The organism is Alkalidesulfovibrio alkalitolerans DSM 16529, from assembly GCF_000422245.1.
Lineage (GTDB): Bacteria > Desulfobacterota > Desulfovibrionia > Desulfovibrionales > Desulfovibrionaceae > Alkalidesulfovibrio > Alkalidesulfovibrio alkalitolerans.
In genome coordinates, this window is record NZ_ATHI01000031.1 from 105721 (window position 1) to 124204 (window position 18484).

The 18484-nt window shown below is 61.7% G+C and carries 17 protein-coding genes, 1 tRNA gene and 1 other RNA gene; 14 read left to right on the forward strand and 5 right to left on the reverse strand.

The window, feature by feature from the left end; translation table 11 throughout:
• Nucleotides 1-87: 87 nt before the first annotated feature.
• Nucleotides 88-1458 (forward strand): PEP-CTERM-box response regulator transcription factor, encoded by a 1371-nt coding sequence (gene prsR / locus DSAT_RS13060; RefSeq protein ID WP_020888002.1) that lies wholly within the window; start codon nt 88-90, stop codon nt 1456-1458.
• A gap of 1035 nt (nt 1459-2493) precedes the next feature.
• Here the strand turns inward: prsR and DSAT_RS13065 are convergent.
• Nucleotides 2494-2979: a PilZ domain-containing protein gene (locus DSAT_RS13065; RefSeq protein WP_020888004.1), complete on the reverse strand. Its 486-nt coding sequence runs from the start codon at nt 2977-2979 to the stop codon at nt 2494-2496.
• 348 nt (nt 2980-3327) lie between these two features.
• Here DSAT_RS13065 and DSAT_RS13070 point away from each other — a divergent pair, with 348 nt between their 5' ends.
• Nucleotides 3328-4758, forward strand: coding sequence for a sigma-54-dependent transcriptional regulator (locus DSAT_RS13070; RefSeq protein WP_040371275.1), 1431 nt, complete (start codon nt 3328-3330; stop codon nt 4756-4758).
• 1 nt (nt 4759) lies between these two features.
• Here DSAT_RS13070 and DSAT_RS15860 read toward each other — a convergent pair whose 3' ends face one another.
• A complete protein-coding gene (locus DSAT_RS15860; protein ID WP_020888007.1) occupies nt 4760-5236 on the reverse strand; it encodes a PilZ domain-containing protein in 477 nt (158 codons plus the stop codon).
• Here DSAT_RS15860 and DSAT_RS15585 point away from each other — a divergent pair.
• The 7 genes from DSAT_RS15585 to DSAT_RS15560 all read left to right on the forward strand — a co-directional run bounded on the left by DSAT_RS15585 (nt 5138) and on the right by DSAT_RS15560 (nt 10814).
• On the forward strand, nt 5138-5398 hold the full coding sequence (locus tag DSAT_RS15585) for a hypothetical protein (protein ID WP_162531361.1): 261 nt from the start codon (nt 5138-5140) through the stop codon (nt 5396-5398). The genes DSAT_RS15860 and DSAT_RS15585 overlap by 99 nt on opposite strands.
• 342 nt (nt 5399-5740) lie before the next feature.
• Nucleotides 5741-6889, forward strand: coding sequence for a GGDEF domain-containing protein (locus DSAT_RS14985; protein ID WP_020888008.1), 1149 nt, complete (start codon nt 5741-5743; stop codon nt 6887-6889).
• A gap of 146 nt (nt 6890-7035) precedes the next feature.
• A complete protein-coding gene (locus DSAT_RS13085; RefSeq protein ID WP_020888009.1) occupies nt 7036-9177 on the forward strand; it encodes a M1 family metallopeptidase in 2142 nt (713 codons plus the stop codon).
• Nucleotides 9174-10019, forward strand: a complete 846-nt coding sequence (locus DSAT_RS13090; RefSeq protein WP_020888010.1) for a ChaN family lipoprotein — start codon at nt 9174-9176, stop codon at nt 10017-10019. The genes DSAT_RS13085 and DSAT_RS13090 overlap by 4 nt, the downstream gene beginning before the upstream one ends.
• Nucleotides 10020-10101: 82 nt before the next feature.
• Nucleotides 10102-10192, forward strand: a tRNA-Ser gene (locus DSAT_RS13095).
• Between the two features lie 33 nt (nt 10193-10225).
• Nucleotides 10226-10321: signal recognition particle sRNA small type (ffs, locus tag DSAT_RS15210), an RNA gene on the forward strand.
• A 73-nt stretch (nt 10322-10394) separates the two neighbouring features.
• Nucleotides 10395-10814 (forward strand): hypothetical protein, encoded by a 420-nt coding sequence (locus DSAT_RS15560; RefSeq protein WP_020888011.1) that lies wholly within the window; start codon nt 10395-10397, stop codon nt 10812-10814.
• 41 nt (nt 10815-10855) lie between these two features.
• Here the strand turns inward: DSAT_RS15560 and DSAT_RS15535 are convergent, their stop codons facing one another.
• Nucleotides 10856-11413, reverse strand: a complete 558-nt coding sequence (locus tag DSAT_RS15535; protein WP_020888012.1) for a hypothetical protein — start codon at nt 11411-11413, stop codon at nt 10856-10858.
• 220 nt (nt 11414-11633) lie between these two features.
• Entirely contained in the window at nt 11634-13163 is a 1530-nt protein-coding gene (locus DSAT_RS14990) for a DUF4139 domain-containing protein (RefSeq protein ID WP_020888013.1), read from the reverse strand.
• Nucleotides 13164-13229: 66 nt separating this feature from the next.
• Between DSAT_RS14990 and DSAT_RS13115 the strand changes: the two genes are divergently transcribed.
• Complete coding sequence (locus DSAT_RS13115) at nt 13230-13841, forward strand: class I SAM-dependent methyltransferase (RefSeq protein WP_020888014.1); 612 nt, start codon at nt 13230-13232, stop codon at nt 13839-13841.
• Here DSAT_RS13115 and DSAT_RS13120 read toward each other — a convergent pair.
• Nucleotides 13799-15214: a nitroreductase family protein gene (locus DSAT_RS13120; protein ID WP_020888015.1), complete on the reverse strand. Its 1416-nt coding sequence runs from the start codon at nt 15212-15214 to the stop codon at nt 13799-13801. The genes DSAT_RS13115 and DSAT_RS13120 overlap by 43 nt on opposite strands.
• A 60-nt stretch (nt 15215-15274) precedes the next feature.
• Between DSAT_RS13120 and bioB the strand changes: the two genes are divergently transcribed.
• Genes bioB through DSAT_RS13140 form a run of 4 tightly spaced genes read left to right on the forward strand, consistent with a single transcriptional unit; the run spans nt 15275 to nt 18331 of the window.
• Nucleotides 15275-16252: a biotin synthase BioB gene (gene bioB / locus DSAT_RS13125; RefSeq protein WP_020888016.1), complete on the forward strand. Its 978-nt coding sequence runs from the start codon at nt 15275-15277 to the stop codon at nt 16250-16252.
• A gap of 39 nt (nt 16253-16291) precedes the next feature.
• Nucleotides 16292-16834, forward strand: coding sequence for a biotin transporter BioY (locus DSAT_RS13130; protein WP_020888017.1), 543 nt, complete (start codon nt 16292-16294; stop codon nt 16832-16834).
• Between the two features lie 19 nt (nt 16835-16853).
• On the forward strand, nt 16854-17591 hold the full coding sequence (locus tag DSAT_RS13135) for an energy-coupling factor ABC transporter ATP-binding protein (RefSeq protein ID WP_040371313.1): 738 nt from the start codon (nt 16854-16856) through the stop codon (nt 17589-17591).
• Nucleotides 17591-18331 (forward strand): hypothetical protein, encoded by a 741-nt coding sequence (locus DSAT_RS13140; protein ID WP_020888019.1) that lies wholly within the window; start codon nt 17591-17593, stop codon nt 18329-18331. Before DSAT_RS13135 ends, DSAT_RS13140 begins: the two co-directional genes overlap by 1 nt.
• Nucleotides 18332-18484: the final 153 nt, after the last annotated feature.

Consider the following 18484-nt stretch of genomic DNA (forward strand, 5'->3'; position numbering starts at 1 on the left):
GGCCCTGAAGAGGGGGACGCCTTGCGAGTTGCCCGGTATCCTGGAATGGGTGCATCCTTACAAGAATATGCAGTGAAAGAAGGCCGTATGGAACATCTTCTCATCGTAGACGACAACGAGGACGTCCTCACGCAGCTCAAATGGGGCTTGGCGTCAGAGGCCTACACGCTGCATTTCGCCAAAGACATCGACGAGGCTCTGGCAACATTCCGCAAGGTTCAGCCCGGCGTGGTCACGCTCGATCTGGGTCTTCCGCCGCATACGGATTCGTCGGAGGAAGGGTTCAGGGGGCTTGTGGAGATGCTGAAGGCCGGACCTTCGGCTAAGATCATCGTCATCACGGGTAACGACGAGCGGGAGAACGCCCTAAAGGCCATCAAGATGGGGGCGTACGATTTCTTCCGTAAGCCCATCGACCTGGACGAACTCAGAGTCATCATTCGCCGCGCCTTCCACCTGCATGCCATCGAGAGCGAGGGGCGCTCGCAGCGCGATGTCGCGGCCGCGCGGACGCACGACAGCCACGGCATCGTGGGCGCCTGCCCAGCCATGCGTAGCATCCTGGCGCTGATCGACAAGGTCGCCGCCTCGGACGTGCCCATCCTGATTTCGGGAGAATCGGGCACGGGCAAGGAGCTCGTGGCCAAGGCCCTGCACGACAAAAGTCTGCGCCGCAAGGAGCGGATGGTATCCATCAACTGCGGAGCGATTCCGGAAAATCTGATCGAGTCTGAATTGTTCGGCCACGAAAAGGGCGCCTTTACGGGGGCAGTCGCCACGGTGCAAGGCAAGGTGGAATACGCCGACAAGGGCACGCTTTTTCTCGACGAGATCGGCGAGCTTCCAGTCAATCTTCAGGTGAAGCTCCTGCGTTTCCTTCAGGAGATGGTCATCCAGCGCGTGGGCGGGCGCAAGGATATCGCCGTCAACGTGCGCATCATCGCGGCCACGAACATCGACATCTCGCAGGCCATCGCCAAGAGCGAGTTCCGAGAGGATCTGTACTACCGCATCAGCGTGGTAAACCTCCATTTGCCGCCGCTTCGGGAGCGGGGCGAGGACATCCGCATGCTCGCAGAGCATTTCATACGACGCATCGGACGGGACGTGGGTAAGGAAGTGACGGGCTTCACGCCTGAGGCGTTGGCCCATCTGGAGTCCTACCCCTGGCCGGGTAACATCCGCGAACTCGAAAACCGGCTGCGCCGAGCGGTGATTCTTGCGGGCTCCTCGCGTCTGACGGCCGAGGATCTCGGTTTCGGCGAAGGGAACAACATGGACGGCGCCCTGCGCTTTGCGGACAAGACTCTGAAGGAGGCACGGGCCATGGTCGAGAAGAAGATGGTACTGGCCGCGTTGGCGCGCTTCGAGGGCAACATCGTCAAGGCGTCGGAGGCACTTGGGATCAGTCGGCCGACGATGTACGATCTTTTAAAAAAGCACGAGATCGAGAATTGACGCAATGCGAACTTTCGTATGGGCACTCCGCTTGGACCGTTTTTTGCTGTGATGCTGGGTAACTGGCGAATGGAGTTGCGCTATGAAACGAAATCTGAGTCTCATTGTCATTTTCGCAGTGACATTTATGGGAGCCTTGTCGGTGGGCGCATTCATGTACCAGGGGCCCACAGGAACACTCAGCCCCATTGTCGCCGGGCTTGAGATGGCCAAAGGGTTTTTCGGCGAGGGCAGGAGCGGAGGATTGGGCAGTGGGATCGCCACGCGTGGTCATGACGAGGGTTCCGGTCCTGCTCCCCGTGCGTCCCGCGGTTCATACTGGGCCATGGGCCTGGGGTCGCTCGATGTGGCCTTTCCCGGATCGGTCGCGGGTCTGAACCACGACAGCTTCCTGGGCGGCCACGGCTTCGGACTTCCCGGGGGGCACTCCGGGGCTCCGTGGCAACAGGGCTTTTCGGGAAAGAATTGGATATCGCCCACGTACCCCGGCGGATCGTCGAGAGGCGTTGGCGGCTTTGGCGGTGGTTCCGGCGGTGGTTCCGGCGGACTTGGCGGAACAGTCGTTGCCCCTTGGCATCCCGAAATTCAAACTCCCCCTCCCGTCAGTCTCGTGGAATTGCCGTGGGTTGTGCAGCCCGGTGACGGTGATGACAACGGCTTGATCAGCAATCCGGACGACCAAAAAGGTGGAGATGCCCCGGTACACGCCCCTGAGCCGTCATCACTTCTACTGTGTGGAACCGCGTTGGCCGTGTTCACACGCCGGATGATCAAAAAACGTTCAGTACGCTAACCATCTGCATTACGGCAGATCGCAGCACCCCAAAGGCGTGGGAAATGCCTTTGGGGTGCTGTTGACTTATAATAGAGTGCGTCACGGGAGCGCCATAAAAACCGGCCGCCTTGAAGCGAGGCGGCCGTAGCGTTTGCGGGGATGGCGTTCGGAATGCGTGTAAAGAATGTCAGAACATGGCGTCGCCGGATTTTACACTTCGCAGGATCGTCACAGTTTAGAATGCCTTCGATCATGAATGATTACATTAGATATCGCTGCATAAGCGAATGGCTTCCGGGGTCTGTCTTTGTGAAGCGGACACCGATCAGGAACTCGTTTTGCTTTTCTTCAATGCGGCAGGGCGCACATTTGAACGTGGCCGGAACACCGGCGTCGGTGAACGAAAAGAGAACTTCAAATTCGTCTTCTGGGGCACAACATTTGCCGATTATGTCTTGAAGATTTTTCTTTTCCACTTGCAGGCACATTCCGGAAAGAGACATGTTGACGATTTTTGCGACCCTGTACCATCCAGCATTTTTGTCCCGGTCCTTGATGTACATGACTGCCGGCAAGGCAATACACTCTCTGCGAAAAAGCCGTCTTTCCTCCGCCGAGAGATGCTGGAGGTTGGTGGTGTTTATAAACTTCTCTATGATGCTTTCCGCAAGGGATTCGATGGTCTCCCCAGATTTCCTCGCAAGCACGTCAAGCGCCATGTAGGTAGAGTGACCGACCTCGATCATTTTTTTTCCTCTCTCGCCGTTCATGTCGTCATTTCGAAATAGTTTGCAGGTTTGATCCTCATACGGAACCTATGAAATTATCATGCCAGAAAGAACGCATTGGGCCAGGAGTATTGGGTTTCATCATTCAGAAAAGAAAGAACTTTTTTGGTTGAATGAAAGGGCGTGAATCCAGTTTGTTTGCAAGGGGACAGAATAAAGAATCTGGTGTCTTGAAAAAAAAGACATCTAATCAATTTCACCCATGGACAAATTTATCTCATCCGACTACATAATCAGACTTGTCTAGGAGTGGGATGATAGGGATTTGATTTCTTGGAATAATTTGTTGCATAAGGCATTGCCGTTATGGCGAGTATTCTTCTTGTCGATGACCATGAGGATTTTGGCAATCATTTCGTCGAGATAGTAACGAAGCTCGGCCATGATTGCATGTACTCCCGCTGTCTTGGCGAAGCGAATCAGATCATTGATTCTGCTTGCTTTGATATCGTTTTTTTGGATGTCTCTTTGCCGGACGGGAACGGGCTGGATTTCATTTCGCGGGTTTTGAACACCAGTTGCAAGCCGGAGGTGGCCGTTATCTCGGCCAGCGGAGACACCGAGTCCGCTTCCCGGGCCCTCCGCGCCGGAGCCTGGGATTATCTTCTCAAACCGATCAAATTCCGTGAATTGCAGACATTCATCGAACGGACGCTGCGGCTGCGTGATTCGAAGAATCTTTTGCGTAGCAAGGCGCAGTTCGATCGAGGGAGTATTGTCGGCAATAGTCCGCTTTTGGAGCACTGCCTCGACCAGATGGCGTTGGCGGCGCAAAGCGACGCCAACGTGTTGATCATCGGTGAAACCGGCACGGGCAAAGAGCTTTTCGCACAAGCCATCCACGAAAACAGCCCGCGATCGAAAGAAGAATTCATCGTCGTCGATTGCACCAACCTGCCGCGAACCTTGGCGGAAAGCCTTTTATTCGGGCACGAGAAGGGATCTTTCACCGGTGCGCACGAGGCTCGAGAAGGCCTTTTCAAGCAGGCGAACGGCGGGGCGATCTTTCTCGATGAAATCGGCGACCTCGATTTGGACATTCAGAAGTCTTTTTTACGGGTGCTTCAGGAAAAACGCTTCAGACCGATCAGTTCAAAAAAAGAAATCGCAAGCGATTTCAGGGTCATAGCTGCGACAAACAGAGACCGTGAGCATATGATCGCGCAAGGGCAGTTCCGAAGTGATCTGTATTACCGCCTGCGGACGCACACTATCTGCCTACCCCCCTTGCGCGAACGCATCTCGGACATCCCGCTGCTCGTAGAACACTACCTCGATCGCATTCATCGATCCCATCCTGGCGTCCGGAAGCGTGTTTCCAAGGACTACATGGATGTCCTGATGCGCTATGAATGGCCCGGAAACGTTCGGGAACTCGTGAACGTGATTCAAAGCTCCGTGCAAAACGCCATGACCGAGGAAGTCCTCAATCCGTACCATTTTCCGATCGAAATCAGAATGGCGACCCTCTCCCGAAAGATGGAGCGTGCCAGTTGCGACAAAGATGGGTGCAGGAATTTTGAATCGATGATTCCATTGCCGGGAAAGGGGGAACCCCTGCCCAGCTTCAAGGAAGTCAGGAACGCGGCCATCCAATCACTTGAAAGAATGTATCTTGAGGAGTTGTATAGTGCGTGCAGCGGGTCCATCGAAAAGGCGTGCAAAATATCCAAGCTGTCTCGGGCACGTCTGTATGAAATTTTGCAGAAGCATAATTTTAGCCTGAAAAGGAAATGATCTAGTTCACCTCCTTGATGAACGAAAGATCGTCAAGGTTCATTTTGCTGTATTTTCCTGCGATGCACAGGTGGTCGAGGTACTCCAGCCGACATACGGTGCAATCCGCCGTGACTATTCGGCTGTTGATGTTTTCGAGAAAGACGATCTCGAAGCTCCTTGCCAGACTCAGATTCTCATAGAAATTCCCCATGTCCGGTTCAAGTTGGATGCGTATCCCCCCAAGGGAGATGTCCGTAACCTTCCCTTTGTAGAACGCCCTTCCTCCGTGGGTCATCTCGATGTTCACCACAGCCGGAAATGAGACGCTGCACCGTTTGTGCTGCCTCTTGTCGTACGGTGAAAGCGCGCTGCCTTGGGTATTGCATTGGGATCTCTCGTGGGAGTCAAGCAATCTGGAGATGATGTCGTTGATGTCGGTGCGCTCGCTTTTGGCAAGGAAATCGAGCCGGGCGTAAACCTCGCGTCGGATGGACACGCGCGCGTCGCCTCCTATCCCGCTGTTGTCGACCGCGACGCGTTCGGTGGAAGGTCGATCAGAAGCGAGAGAATTTTGGTTTTTAACTTGCATGATGGGAAAGCAGCTATTTCCATGCCAACGCGGCTGTGGAAACCGGCTACAGGCGATCTTTTTCTGTGATCCCCATTGTCCTCGAAGGAAAACGTAGGGAAGAATGTCGGGCTTTTCCAGACAGGCGATGAAAAGATCGGGATACGCTCTGGAGTGAGTTTAATCCGATGGAAATTGATAAAAATAGCGTGGCTTGTGGTGAATATCCATCTATTTCGATTGGTTATCTTGGCGTCCGTGATCTCCGGACTGTTCCGTGCCAACAGGACGCAAAAAGCACGGAGCTATTGAAATCTACTGAATGACGCAGGTTGAATCATGCCGAGATTGAGTAAGGTGGATAAGGGCGGGGTGTGTCTGACGTCCACTCCACGGATTGCCAGCGATGCGACTGTCCGCGAAGGATTGTTCATGGTTTCCAAGGCGCCGGGAAGGATGCTTGTCGTTCAGGAGCAGGGACGTCCAGCCGGAGTGCTGACTGACGCCCAGCTTGCCAGTTTGATTGAACGTGGCTGCAACCTCTGGGAGGTCAAGGTCAAGGACGTGATGCGGCCGCTTTCTTCAGTATCGGCTGTCGAGGCACCACCTGAAGAAGAGAGGGCGCGACCTGCCCACCCTGCGGGCCGGGAGGACGTGTGCGACCTGGGGCCATCCCGCACCGGGAGAGGAATGGTGGTCCACAATTCGGCGCGGCAGGCTGCGGCGATTGGATTCAGCACAGCGTCCCTTCTCGACGAACTCTCGGATGTGGGAGTCATAGCGACAAGCGCAGAGGGCATTCTCCTGTATTACAACAGATCTGCGGAAACTATGGTGCCCGAGCTATCCAATGCTTGTGCCGGTGAACCGCTGGATGTTTCGACCTTGTGGAGGGCCGTGGGAAACGATGAAGCGCAGGCAGGCCATTCAGGCATTGGGGTAGGCAAGGGGACCAGTTCGATTGTGGTGCGCGGGGCTGATGGGAACACGATTTATCTGCGCGTGAACAGCATTTGCGGGATGCATGTTGATGGTTCTCTTGTTGATGTCTATTGCCTGACAGATGTAACAGAGATTTTCATGAAGGTAAGCTGTGTCGAAAAGGCGGCATTGTATGATAGCCTTACGAATCTCCCGAACAGGTCCATGTTCGTCGAAAGGCTGCATCGTGAGATAAAAAGGTCAAAGCGGTATGGAAAGAATTTCACCGTTCTTGTCCTTGATCTTGATAATTTCAAGGATATAAACGACAGACACGGTCATCTTTTCGGAGATTCCTGCCTGAGAACGTTCTCAAAGAAGCTTTCGGAAATATTTCGTGAGTCTGATACTGTCGCAAGAATAGGTGGAGATGAGTTTACGATAATTCTCCCTGAGATAACAGATATGGACTCATGCAAATACGTCGTCGAAAAGATCATGGATAAATTCGACGCACCTGTCGAGGTGGGTGGGGTGAGCATTCTTTTTCGCGCAAGCGTTGGTTGTGCGATATTCCCCATGGACGGTGATACGTATGAGACTCTTTTTTCTGTCGCTGATGCCCGTATGTATTCTATGAAGAGAAGTAATAAATCCTAGGTTGATTCCGTCTCGATGAAATGAATTTTTTTTGGAGGCGGCTGTTTAGCATTTTGCGTTCACGCGCCGGACGGGTGTGGCAGTTCCCCCTTGCAATTCGGCCCAGGCAGGCTATTGTTTCCGATCGGAATTCCTCGGGGGCACGAATGAAGGGCGCGCAGATCGTTCACCGTCGGTTGACGCTGACCATGGCCGCGATGGTCGCATCCGTGTCGCTTGCCGCCGCGCTGTTCGTCGCGCCCGGGGCGCGGGCGGATGTCTTGTCCGTGGATCACGAGCTTTCTGTTCGTCTTTTCCCCGATCAAAGACGTCTTGAGGCCGTGGCCGAACTGCTTTTGAGGCTTGAGGACGAGCATGTCGTTCTGGCCCGGCTCGCGCGTCAGGCTGAAGTGCGCGAGGTTCTGATCGACGGCAGGCGGGTGAGCCATTCTCTGCGCAACGGCGTTCTGGCCGTGACCGTTCCGGGCGAGAAGCGAACTGGGCTTATCAGAATGCGCGTGACCTACGCCGCCCGCTTCGACGATCCGTTTGAGGAGCGGCCGCTCTCCATGGACAACCCCGGGCAGGGTGTGCAGGGTGCGATCGTTTCCCATGGCGCGTTTCTACTTGCGGGATCTGGTTGGTATCCGGAGGTGGAGGCCGAATCGCGCGTCTTCCGCATCGAAGTGCGCGCCCCACGCGGCATGTACGCCGTCACCCAAGGAGCCCTCGTCGGTCACGAGGACCAAGGCGGGGAGAGCGTCTCCCGCTGGGAGGCGTCGCGCCCCGTGGGCGGCCTAGCGCTCGCGGCCGGGCGCTACACGGTTGGGCGCGTGCGCAGCGGGCAGATCGATGTCCTGGCGTACTTCACGGCTGAGAACCGTGACCTCATGGAACGCTACCTCGACGCCTCGGGACGGCATCTCGAACTCTATGAGGATCTTTTCGGTCCCTATCCCTTCGAGAAGTTCGCAGTGGTCGAAAATTTTTTCCCCACCGGTTACGGCTTCCCATCCTTCACCGTCCTGGGTGGGGCTGTGCTCAGACTGCCATTCATCCCGGACACGAGCCTGATGCATGAGATCGCGCACTGCTGGTGGGGCAATGGGGTGCTCGTGGACATGGCCCAGGGCAACTGGAGCGAGGGGTTGGCCACCTATGTGGCCGACTATCTGGCCAGGGAGCGTGAATCGCCCGAGGCCGGACGCGAGTATCGTTTGGGCGTCCTGCGCGATTACGCGACCCTGGCCGCGGGAGAGCGAGATTTTCCGCTTTCCGCGTTCGTTTCGCGCACTTCGCCCGCTTCCCAGGTCGTCGGTTACGGCAAAGGCATGTTCGTCTTTCACATGGTGCGTCGCCACATCGGCGACGAAGCATTCTGGGAGGCGCTTCGCCTCGTGGCGCGCGAGCGCATGTTCAGGACCGCGACTTGGGATGATTTCCGGGAGGCGTTCTGCCGCATTTCAGGCTGGGACGAGGCCAGAAGTCGGGCTTTTTTCGCACAGTGGATCGACCGCGCGGGAGCGCCCGGACTTTCGCTTGTTTCGGGCGGGTACTCGTCCGAGGGAGAGGGTTTTGCCGTCCGGGCCGAGATTGTGCAGGGGCGGCCGACCTATTCCTTAAGCCTGCCCGTGGCGGTCGAGACCAAAGCGGGGCGCACGGAGAAAGTCGTCGCCATGCAGGGCGAGAAGAGCCGGGTCGCGATCACGACAGTCGATCGTCCGGTGCGGCTGCTTGTCGACCCCGGGGCCGACGTCTTCAAATTGCTTTCGGCCGATGAGATACCGCCCACGGTCAACAGCGTTCGTGGGGCCCGACGGCTGGTGACGATTATGGGCCGATCCCTTCCGGATGGCTGGCGAGATGTCTGCGACACGCTTTTGGCGGCGCTTGGCCGTAGCGCGCAGCCGCCCATACGCGAGGATCAGGCGGACGCCTATCTTGGCCGGGGGGAGAATGTGTTGTTCTGCGGCGCTCCCGAGACGGCCGCGTGGCGCGCACGGCTTTCGCGGCTGCCCAAGGGACTATCGGTCTTTGCGTCGGGCTTCGAGGTTGAAGGCCTCGGCGCCGGGCGCGCAGCCGACACGCTCTTTGCGGTGTTTCCGGGACCGGATCGCGATGGCACGTTCACCGCAGGCCTCTTCGTGACCAGGGAGGCTAAGGAGCAGGACGTGGTCGAGGCCGTGCGCCGCATCCCGCACTATGGCAAGTCAGGCTATGTGGCCTTCGGCGGCGGCGTGAACGTTTTCAAGGGAACTTTCGAACCAAAGGCATCTCCGCTTGTAGTCGAGTTCGAGGATGTCCCATGAAAAACGTGTTTTGCATCATGGCGCTCGTCGCGACCCTGTTGACTCCGGCCTGTGGAGGAAACGCCCTCGGCCTGTGGGACGTGACCGCGAAGCGCACGATTACCCTGGACGAAGGGGCGGGGGTGCTGGTGCAGGCGGACCTCGTCTATCTCGGAGAAAGCCATGACGTCGCGGCGCATCACGCGGCCCAACTCGCGATCATCGCGGCCATGGCCAAGGTCAAGCCGGATTTGGCCGTGGGGATAGAGATGTTCCCCCATCATGACCAGGATGTTCTGGACGCCTGGGTCGGTGGTTCCCTGGACGAGGGGGCCTTGCGCGCGGCTTTTGCCCGGAACTGGGGCATGGCTTTCGAGTTGTATCGCGACATCTTCGTCTTTTGTCGCGAGCGGCGCATCCCCATGGTCGCGCTCAACGCCCCGCGCGAAATCGTGCGCCAGGTGGCACGCGGAGGTTTCGCTTCGCTTACGCCGGAGCAGATCGGCGAGCTGCCGCCCGTGGCCTGTGTGGTGGACCCTGCCTACGAGGCTTTTCTGCGGCGCATGTTCGGTGGACATCACCACGGCCACGCCTCGTCCTTCGCTCATTTCTGCGAGGCCCAGGTGGTCTGGGACACGGCCATGGCCTATTACGCCGTACACTTCCTGGCCGAGCGGCCGAACACCGTCATGGCCGTGCTCTGCGGCCAGATTCATGCCTGGCGGCCTGCCATGCCCTCGCGGGCTGAATCCCTGGCCCCGGGCATCCGGCAACTCATCGTGCTGCCGCGCGCGATGGGAACGGTAGACGAGAACACCGTGACGCCCCAGGACGCCGACTATCTGATCCTGGGGTTGGAGTAGGAGTGGAAAAAAGAACGAAAAAGCGGGCCGCACGTCTTGCCAATCGCCCGGCATTTGTTTATCCAGGGTCTCCTTTTGGCACGGAGAGGTGTCCGAGCGGCCGAAGGAGCACGATTGGAAATCGTGTGTACCCCTAAAGGGTACCGAGGGTTCAAATCCCTCCCTCTCCGCCATTTAGCATTATCCTGGGCGCACGCCCGATCCTTTCGAGGGAGCCAGGCGGCGGTAACGTCGTGAACCCCGTCAGGCCCGAGAGGGAGCAGCGGTAGCGGTTGTTGCCGGGTGCCTGGTTCCTTCAGAAAAAGCGCGGAAGCATCCGCGCTTTTTTTCATCCCCGAAAAGATATTGCCGTCCTTTTGAGGCGAGAAGGCCCGCATGACCGCCTTGGAGACGGGCTGCGGGCCTTTCGTGCATGCGCCGCAATGTGCGCTGCGCGCTCAGACGCTTGGAAACCGGGCGTTATTTATGATCGTGCGGGTGATCGTGGGGATGGTCGTGATCATGCAGGTGGCCATGATCGTGATGGTGATGATCGTGCTCGTGGTCGTGGCTGTGCGTGTGCCCGTGCTCGTGCGCGTGGTCGCCGTGGGAGTGGTGGTGGCAGTGCTCGTGATCGTGCTCGTGAGTGTGCGGGTGGTCGTGCGAGTGGTCGTGCGAGTGGTCGTGCGAGTGGTCGTGCTCGCGCTGGAATTTGTCGTAGCGGGTCTCTTTCTTGGGACCGCAGTTGCAATTATTGCACATTGGGAAACTCCTTGTCTGGTGCTGTCGCCTTTGGCTGCTCCTACGCCTCCCTAAGATCGCTGTAAAGCGGGATGCCGAAGACTTCTTCGTGCTTCTTAAATATCTTGGCGTATGCGTTCACGCTGCTCCTGGGCTGCCAGCATGCGCACGATTACGCCGACCTGCTCGCCGGGCAGCGCTCCGAGAAAGCCTCCGGCAAAGGCTCCGACGGCCGCGAACAATCCGGCTCGCTCCGGCTGCCAGAACACGAGCGCCATGACGAAGCCGAGGAACGCGAAGCCGAAGCCGCCGACGATCATGCCGTCTGTCGTGTCGCCGCCTTCCACGTCGCCTCCTGTGACCCAGGCGGCCATGCCGCGCGTGATGTCCCCGGCAAGCCCGCCGATGAAGCCCGCGAGCATGACGAGGACCATGGCCGTGAGCGTGGAAAAGAAAAGTTCGGAAGCGGCCGCCTCGCCAGTCATTGCACGCACTGCTCCGCAGGCCGCGCCCACTCCGACCACGCCCGCAAAACACTTGGCGCGCATGGCCTGCACGGCGCGTTCGTTCGCCGCTTCGCGCACACGCCCCTTTGGGGCCTCATGGGGCGTCGAAAGGCTTTGTGTCCGTACCGTTTCTATTCCCTGAAGGGAGATAGCGAATTCTTTTTGCATGCTCGCCGCCTGGATGACCTGATTGGTCCGAGGACCTTATTCAGCCTATCGGCTGTTCGGCGGATATCATTAGGAGCCTGTTGACAAACTCTGCTTCCAGACCGCTTAAAAATCTTCAGATGCATGGCGCAAGGAAAGTTCAAACCCTCGCGTATTTCAAATACGCGAGGGTTTGAACTTTTCGCGGCAACGCAGCAGATCGGGCGTTTTCAAAGGCCTGTCAGCGCCTGCCCAGGTCGAGTTCCAGGTCTGCCGGGGCGCGCAGGTCCACGTTCCAGGTGACGTTCGCCGAACCCCTGGCGGGCACCGCGATCCGCCACGAGGCGATCCCGTCCCTTTGCTCCGTGATTTCGGGCGTGGCCTTGATGGTCAACTCCACGCGCTCGTCACGGACAAGGGGCAGCGGCTCCTCGATCAGCGCCGCGAGCGGAACCGCCCGGCCGTTTTGCACCGTGAAGCGCCAGCCCCAGGCGTGGGTCCGGGTCCGGCCGAACAGGCCGCGTTCGCCCGATCCTTTGGTCAGCACTTCGGTCTTCACACTCACGAGCGGGTCGGTGCCGAAGAACACGTCGCTCTCGGTATCCTCAAGCCCGAACGCCCCTTCGCCGACCATGGCCCCATCCACCAGGAAGCGGGCCGGACCTCTGGGCATGGACGCCGCTTCGGGCAGGGTCAGCCGAGCCTTCAGATAAGCCTCCTCGCCGCGCATGGGGCGCAGCAAGTGCACGAACTCGGCTTTGGCCGAAATACGGCGCACGGGAAGGCTCATCTCCTCTCCGGGGGGCACGGCGCGCACGCCCATGTCCCAGGCCGCATAGGCCCCGTAGTCCTCGCGCACCGCCTCCTTGGCCATGACGGATTCGGCCATGGGCGCGGCCGCGTCCATGGTCATGCGCGCCGCGCCAAGCGGTCTGGGCATGGCTTCCTCGCGCGGGCTGATGATCCACTGCGGCAGGGCGGGCGGCTCCAGCCTGACCATGGGCGGGGTGGTGGCCAGCCGAAGCGGCGCGTTCCATTCGCGGCCCGTGGATTGGCTCATCACGGCCTCGAAGACGATCTCCACGGAAGACTTGCCGGGCTCGGCATCGAGCCGGTAGGCCGGGGTCCAGCCGCACCCGGCCACGGCATAGGCCAGACGCAGGGCCACGGTCTTGCCGCCCGCTCCTTCCACGGCCGCGCGGACCTCGATGGCCGTGTCGCTGCCGCCCGTGGCACGCGCCAATTTCTCCTCGATCCGGGCGACCTCCTTGTCCTTTTTCGCCAGGTCCTCGCGGGCGACGTAGAGGCGTCCCAACAGCGCGTTCAGGTTCTCGCCGAGCGTCGTGGCGAGCTTGCTCGCGGCATCGGCCGTGCCCGAACCGTCGAGTCGCACGTTCTTCCAGAATCCGGCCTGGGCCTCCATGGCCTCGACAGAGGCCTTGGCAGTGTCGCGTTCTGCGACGGCCGCTTTCAGGCGGGCGCGCAGGGCGGCCAGATCGGGCGTTTCGGATGCGCCGATCTCGTGCCAAGTCAGGCCGCCTACGGCCACGCCCCTGGTCTCGGCGCGCACCCGGATGCCGCTCGTGTCCGTGGCGCGGGGCACCGTGAACACGGCCACCGTTCCCGAGGGTGTGGTCACGAGCGGGGCATCGAGGCGCTCCTCGATCACGGCGCTTTGCGGGTGCAGCGTCACCTGGACGATCTCGGCCCGTGCCGTGACGGCGGCGAGGAGAATGGCGAAACAAACGAACGGCAGGGCTTTTCGGCGCATGACGGCTCCTTGCGTTATGTTAGATTTCCGGGCACAGATAACATGAAACAACAAAGGCAGGGAAGCATGCGCCGCGACGAAGACGCGCGCTTGAGGCAGGCCGAACGTGCCCACGGCGAGGGCCCGGCGGCTTGGCTTCGGAACCATGTCCAGCTCCTGCGGCAGAATCCAGTGACCGGACCGGTGCTCGACGTTGCCTGCGGAGAAGGACTGAACGTTGTTTTTCTGGCAGAAAACGGCCTTCAGGTCGAGGGGGTGGACGCCTCGGCCGAGGCACTTGCGCGGGCGCGGGAACGGGCCGTTCGGGCCAAAGTGAATGTGCGCCTGCGGCAGGCCGATCTGGAGAAGCCGGATTTCTCCCTGCCACGCGAGGCATATGCCGCGATCATCGTCTTCAGATATTTGCACCGGCCACTCATCCCGGTTCTCAAGGCGGCTCTAAAGGCTGGCGGGTTGATCGTCTACGAAACCTTCACTGAACGCCAGCGTGTGCTCGGCAAGCCGAAAAATCCAGATTTTCTGCTCAAGGAAGGGGAATTGCGCGCGCTTTTCGCCGATTTCGAGATCGTGGCCGCCTTCGAGGGGCTGCGCGAGAATCCCCTGCGCCACATGGCCGCCATCGTGGCTCGCAAGCCTCAATCCACCACGCCCCGGACCGGGCCGAAGGCGACCACGTAGAGCAGCCGTTCCGATGCAGCGAGACCAAGCGTCCGGCGCGCATCCTCGTCGATGAAGGCCCCCACGCCGCAAGCGCCTAGTCCAAGCGCCGCCGCGCACAGGTAGATGCGCTGGCCGAGCCGCCCGGCTTGGATCAGAAGCCGTTTCAGGGCGTTCGGTCCGTGGGCCGCCTCGGCTTCGTCCGGGGCGGCGAAGAAGCAGACGAGCACGGCCGCCTTGGTCATCCAGGCCTGATCCAGGCACGCTTCGGTGAACTTCTTGCGATCCACCGCGAAAACGGACGCGCCGAGCGTTCCCGATTCGCGGTCGAGCAGGTGGAATCCGCCGGGAGCGGATTCGTCGCCTCCCACGACGAATCCCACGCCGAGCCCGCACGAAGCGCCAGCCGGGTTCGAGAGCGCGACAGCCAGGGCGTCGAGCGCGCCGGACGGCAGGGGCCCGGCCATGTACGAACGGCGGCTGCGGCGGTGCAGCACGGCCTGGACGAACGGGCGCTCGAGCAGGGGAGCCGGGGCCGTGCGTTTGTCCGGCAGCGACGCGGCCGCATCCCGGCTTTTTCCGGGCGAGCTCAGGTCGAGCGCCTGGGTGATGAGCGGGTACTCGACCTCGCGCGGCGAGACCGTGGATGCGCGCGCCAGACCGGCATGGACGGGCGGCGGCAATTCGGACGCCAGATCGGCATTGCCGAGCAGCTCGATTTCGACCAGGCAACGCTCACGTTCGGGGGCGATGCCTAGAAGCCCGGCCGTTTCCCTGGCGTTCGCGGAGATATCCACCCGGCACGAGAGACCCAGGGCGCGGGCTGCGCCGTCCAGGTTTTCGAGCACGTGCCCGGCGTCCAGGAACAGGTAGCGTACCGCGCGGTCGCGGTATTTCCAGGCGCTGCGAAACGGGATGACCGTGAGCCAGGCGCGAAGCCCTGGGCCGTCCGCGAGGATCTGGCCCCGGCGAAGGAGGCCGAGCGCATGGCGCTGCACGGCGAAGTGAAAGAGCCCGTCTGGCAGGCCTTCCACGCCCTGGGCGGCAAGGTACAGTTCGCAGGGGTACAGCGCACCAGCCGAGGCGTTGGCCCGCAGATGGAATTCGTCCACGGTGCGGCGCACCACGGCCGTAACGCCGCAGGCGAGCTGCGCGAGGGCCGAGACGGCCGCGGCATTCGGGACATTCGCCGGTGCGGCCGATCCGGCGAAGACTTCGGCGCAGGAGATGGCGGGCCAGCCCTCGGGACGGGGCAGGGGGACCATGCGCACGTCGCGGGGATAGGCCTTGAAGGGGGCGGGCATGGCGGGCCAGTCCAGCCCCTGGCCGCGCAGGTTCTGCCAGGTGTGGGCGGTCGCATCGAGCAATTCCAATGCCTTGGAGTTCGCTGCCACGCATTTCTCCTTGTCGCGCAGGGCAAAAGCGGCTAGTGCTGGCCGCTCACGGAAGACCTCATGCGCGCATCCTCATCTCTCGATCCCATCTACCACAAAGCCCTTGCAGGCGAAACGCCCGGCCATGAACAGGCCATGGTCCTGGCGGACGCGGCCCGCGACGAACCCGAACGGCTGATCGAGGCCGCCGCGAAGGTGCGCGACGCGCATCGCGGCCGCCGCGTGCAGATATGCGCCATCGTCAACGCCAAGAGCGGCCGCTGCTCCGAGGACTGCGCCTTCTGCGCGCAGTCCGCGCACCACCGCACGGCCGCGCCCGAGCACCCTTTCATCGGCGCGAAGGCCACGGCCCAGGCCGCACTCAGGGCCAGGGAAGCAGGCGTTTCGCGCTTCGGCATCGTGACCAGCGGCCTTCGGCCCACCAGGGCCGAATTCGAGGAACTGGTCGAGGCCGTGGGGATGGTCCGGGATATGGGGCTCGAGCCCGACGTCTCGGTAGGGCTGCTCGACGCCGGACAGCTCGATCGTCTCCGGCAGGCCGGGCTTCGCCGTCTGCACCATAACCTGGAGACCTCGGCCGCGTTCTTCCCGAATGTCTGCACCACCCACGCCTACGAGGACGACGTGGCCGTGGTGCGCGCGGCCCTGGCCATGGGCGTGGAGGTCTGCTCCGGCGGGCTGTTCGGCCTTGGCGAGTCCTGGGGCGACAGGGCGGAGTTGGCCCTGACCCTGGCTGGGCTCGGCGTTTCGTCCGTGCCCATGAACTTCCTGAACCCCATTCCCGGCACCAGGCTCGGCGAGCGGGCCGTGCTCTCGGCCGGGGAGGCGGCGGCCGTGATCGCCTTGTTCCGCCTGATTCTGCCCCTGGCCTGTCTGCGCATCTGCGGCGGCCGCGAGGCGGTCTTCGGCCCCGATCCGGCGTTGCCGCTCGCGGCCGGGGCCGACGGGCTGATGGTCGGCGACTACCTGACCACGCCGGGGCAGAGGCCCGCCGAGGCGCTTGCGGCTTTGCGCCGCCTGGGATACCAGCCCACCTGAGGGCGTTTGTCGTCACCCGAACGCATCGCGAGGATAGCAATGCACGCGACTCCGCTTGCCGGACTTCACCGCACGGCCTGGGTCTCCCTGATGGCCGCGCTCATGGCCGTGGGCTCCTACCTTTCTCTGCCCATCGGCCCTGTTCCGTTCACCATGCAGCCGTTTTTCGTCATGCTCGCGGGACTGGTGCTCGGCTTTCCGCACGCCCTGGCCGCCGCGAGTCTGTTCGTCACCGCCGGACTCATCGGGCTGCCGGTCTTTACGGGCGGCAAGGCCGGGCTGGCCGTGCTGCTTGGCCCCACAGGCGGCTATCTCGTCGGCTACATCCTGGCCACGGCTGCAATGGGGCTGATCGCGCGTGGAGCCGAGCCCACGTGGCGGCGAGGGCTGCTCGCGGCCGTGCCCGGACTCGTCCTGCTCTATCTGTTCGGCGTCCTGAACCTGATGCGCGTGCTGGACATCGGTTGGGAAAAGGCTCTGACCATCGGTTTTCTGCCTTTCATCCTGCAGGACATTGCCAAAATGTTCATGGCCATCGCCACGTGGCGCTTCATGCACGCGCGCGGGCTGTTGCCCCGTTAGGGCGAGCGGCATGGCGAAAATGATCGAGGCCCATAACCTGGCCTACGTCTATGAGACCGGAGCCCTGGCCCTTTCAGACGTGACCTTCGACCTGCCCGAGGGGAGCATTCTCGGGCTGGCCGGGGCCAACGGCGCGGGCAAGTCCACGCTCCTGGCGCTTTTGGCCGGGCTGTTCGCGCCCTCGCAGGGGAATCTGAGCGTGGCCGGGCACGACGCGGCCAGGGACGGCGAGGCCGTGCGCCGGGCTGCGGCGCTGGTGCTGCAGGAGGCCGACCTGACTATCATCGGCGCGACCGTGGAGGAGGACCTGCTCCTGGGACGGCCGCCCGAAAAGCGCGACACGGCATTGGCCCTGGCTGCGCGCCTGGGGCTAAGTGCACCCGACGCCCTGGTGCACACCCTGTCCTTCGGGCAGAAGCGCAAGCTTTGCCTGGCTGCGGCGCTGGTGCGCGAACCTCGCCTTTTGCTCCTCGACGAACCTTTCGCGGGGCTGGATTATCCCGGCGCGCGCGAGATGCGCGGCCTGCTCGCGGCCAACCGCGAGGCGGGACTGACGCAGATCGTGGCCGTGCACGACCTGGAGCCCCTGGCCGATCTGGCCGACCTGTGGCTCGTGCTCGCGGGCGGCAGGCAGGCATTATTCGGCGCAGCCGCCGACGTCTTGCCGCATCTCGCCGGTCTCGACGTGCGGCCTCCCTGCTCCTGGCTCGCGGGGCACGGCATCCGGCCCTGGGACGCGGGCGAGGGGCAGGGCTGATGCCCGGCTTCTCGGCGCTTCACGCCCTGCCGCGCGGTTCCTCCGGCCGTTTCCTGCTCGCGCTCGATGCGCGGCCCAAGCTGTTTCTGGCCGTGGTCGCGGGCCTCACCTTGTGGCGGCTTCCTCTGGAAGGCCTCGCCCTCGTGGGGCTTTTCGCGGCTGTGATCTGTTCGGCCTTGGGCGGTTTTCGCGGCGCGAACCGGGGGCTTTGGCGCGGCTATCTCTTTTTCGTGGTTTTTTGGGCCGCGCTCAAGGTTCTTTTGGATGTCGTCGGCGGGGCGGCGGCGGACGGGGCGTTCCTTGCGGCCGTCGATCTGGCGACGCGGCTCGTCGTTCTGCTACTTCTTGGTCTTTCGCTGGCGCTTTCGGCCTCGCCGCGCCGCCTGGGCGTGGCCGTGGCCTGGTTCCTGCGGCCGGTACTGGGCCGCCGCGCCTTCATGACCGCGCTTTCCCTGGCCCTGATGATCCACTTCCTGCCCCTGGCTTGGCAGACCGCTTCGGGTCTCGCCAGAGGCCTTGTCATGCGCTGGCCCGGCTGTCCCTGGCGGCAGCGGATCGTGCTCGTGCCCAGGGCGCTCGTGCGCGTGCTCTCCCGCGCCACCTGGACCCAGGCCCTGGCCGTGGCCGCGCGCGGCCTGGAGCGGCCCGAAGCCTGGCTGCCCGAGCGCCGCGCGCGCCTCGCGGAGTGGGGCATGGCCGTCGTCCCGGCCTTGGCGCTCGCCTGGGGCGCGTATTTCTGAGTCTTTGACGATCTCGTCTTCCTTTTTCTTGCTGTAGCCCCAATACGTACAGCGTACGCGTGTAGCGTATCGTCGTCGCTGATCCGGCGCGATGAATCACGGGGACTGTGCCAAGCCAGGACAAATCGTGTATGGATACTCCATCCGCGCCTC

Bases quoted from the DNA above. Each gene is read 5' to 3' on its own strand.
- DSAT_RS14990 (WP_020888013.1), bottom strand. From the start codon at position 13,163: ATGCGCCGAAAAGCCCTGCCGTTCGTTTGTTTCGCCATTCTCCTCGCC.
- prsR (WP_020888002.1), top strand. From the start codon at position 88: ATGGAACATCTTCTCATCGTAGACGACAACGAGGACGTCCTCACGCAG.
- DSAT_RS13115 (WP_020888014.1), top strand. From the start codon at position 13,230: ATGCGCCGCGACGAAGACGCGCGCTTGAGGCAGGCCGAACGTGCCCAC.
- DSAT_RS14985 (WP_020888008.1), top strand. From the start codon at position 5,741: ATGGTTTCCAAGGCGCCGGGAAGGATGCTTGTCGTTCAGGAGCAGGGA.
- bioB (WP_020888016.1), top strand. From the start codon at position 15,275: ATGCGCGCATCCTCATCTCTCGATCCCATCTACCACAAAGCCCTTGCA.
- DSAT_RS13140 (WP_020888019.1), top strand. From the start codon at position 17,591: ATGCCCGGCTTCTCGGCGCTTCACGCCCTGCCGCGCGGTTCCTCCGGC.
- DSAT_RS13085 (WP_020888009.1), top strand. From the start codon at position 7,036: ATGAAGGGCGCGCAGATCGTTCACCGTCGGTTGACGCTGACCATGGCC.
- DSAT_RS15560 (WP_020888011.1), top strand. From the start codon at position 10,395: ATGACCGCCTTGGAGACGGGCTGCGGGCCTTTCGTGCATGCGCCGCAA.
- DSAT_RS13135 (WP_040371313.1), top strand. From the start codon at position 16,854: ATGATCGAGGCCCATAACCTGGCCTACGTCTATGAGACCGGAGCCCTG.
- DSAT_RS13130 (WP_020888017.1), top strand. From the start codon at position 16,292: ATGCACGCGACTCCGCTTGCCGGACTTCACCGCACGGCCTGGGTCTCC.
- DSAT_RS13065 (WP_020888004.1), bottom strand. From the start codon at position 2,979: ATGATCGAGGTCGGTCACTCTACCTACATGGCGCTTGACGTGCTTGCG.
- DSAT_RS13090 (WP_020888010.1), top strand. From the start codon at position 9,174: ATGAAAAACGTGTTTTGCATCATGGCGCTCGTCGCGACCCTGTTGACT.
- DSAT_RS13070 (WP_040371275.1), top strand. From the start codon at position 3,328: ATGGCGAGTATTCTTCTTGTCGATGACCATGAGGATTTTGGCAATCAT.
- DSAT_RS15535 (WP_020888012.1), bottom strand. From the start codon at position 11,413: ATGCAAAAAGAATTCGCTATCTCCCTTCAGGGAATAGAAACGGTACGG.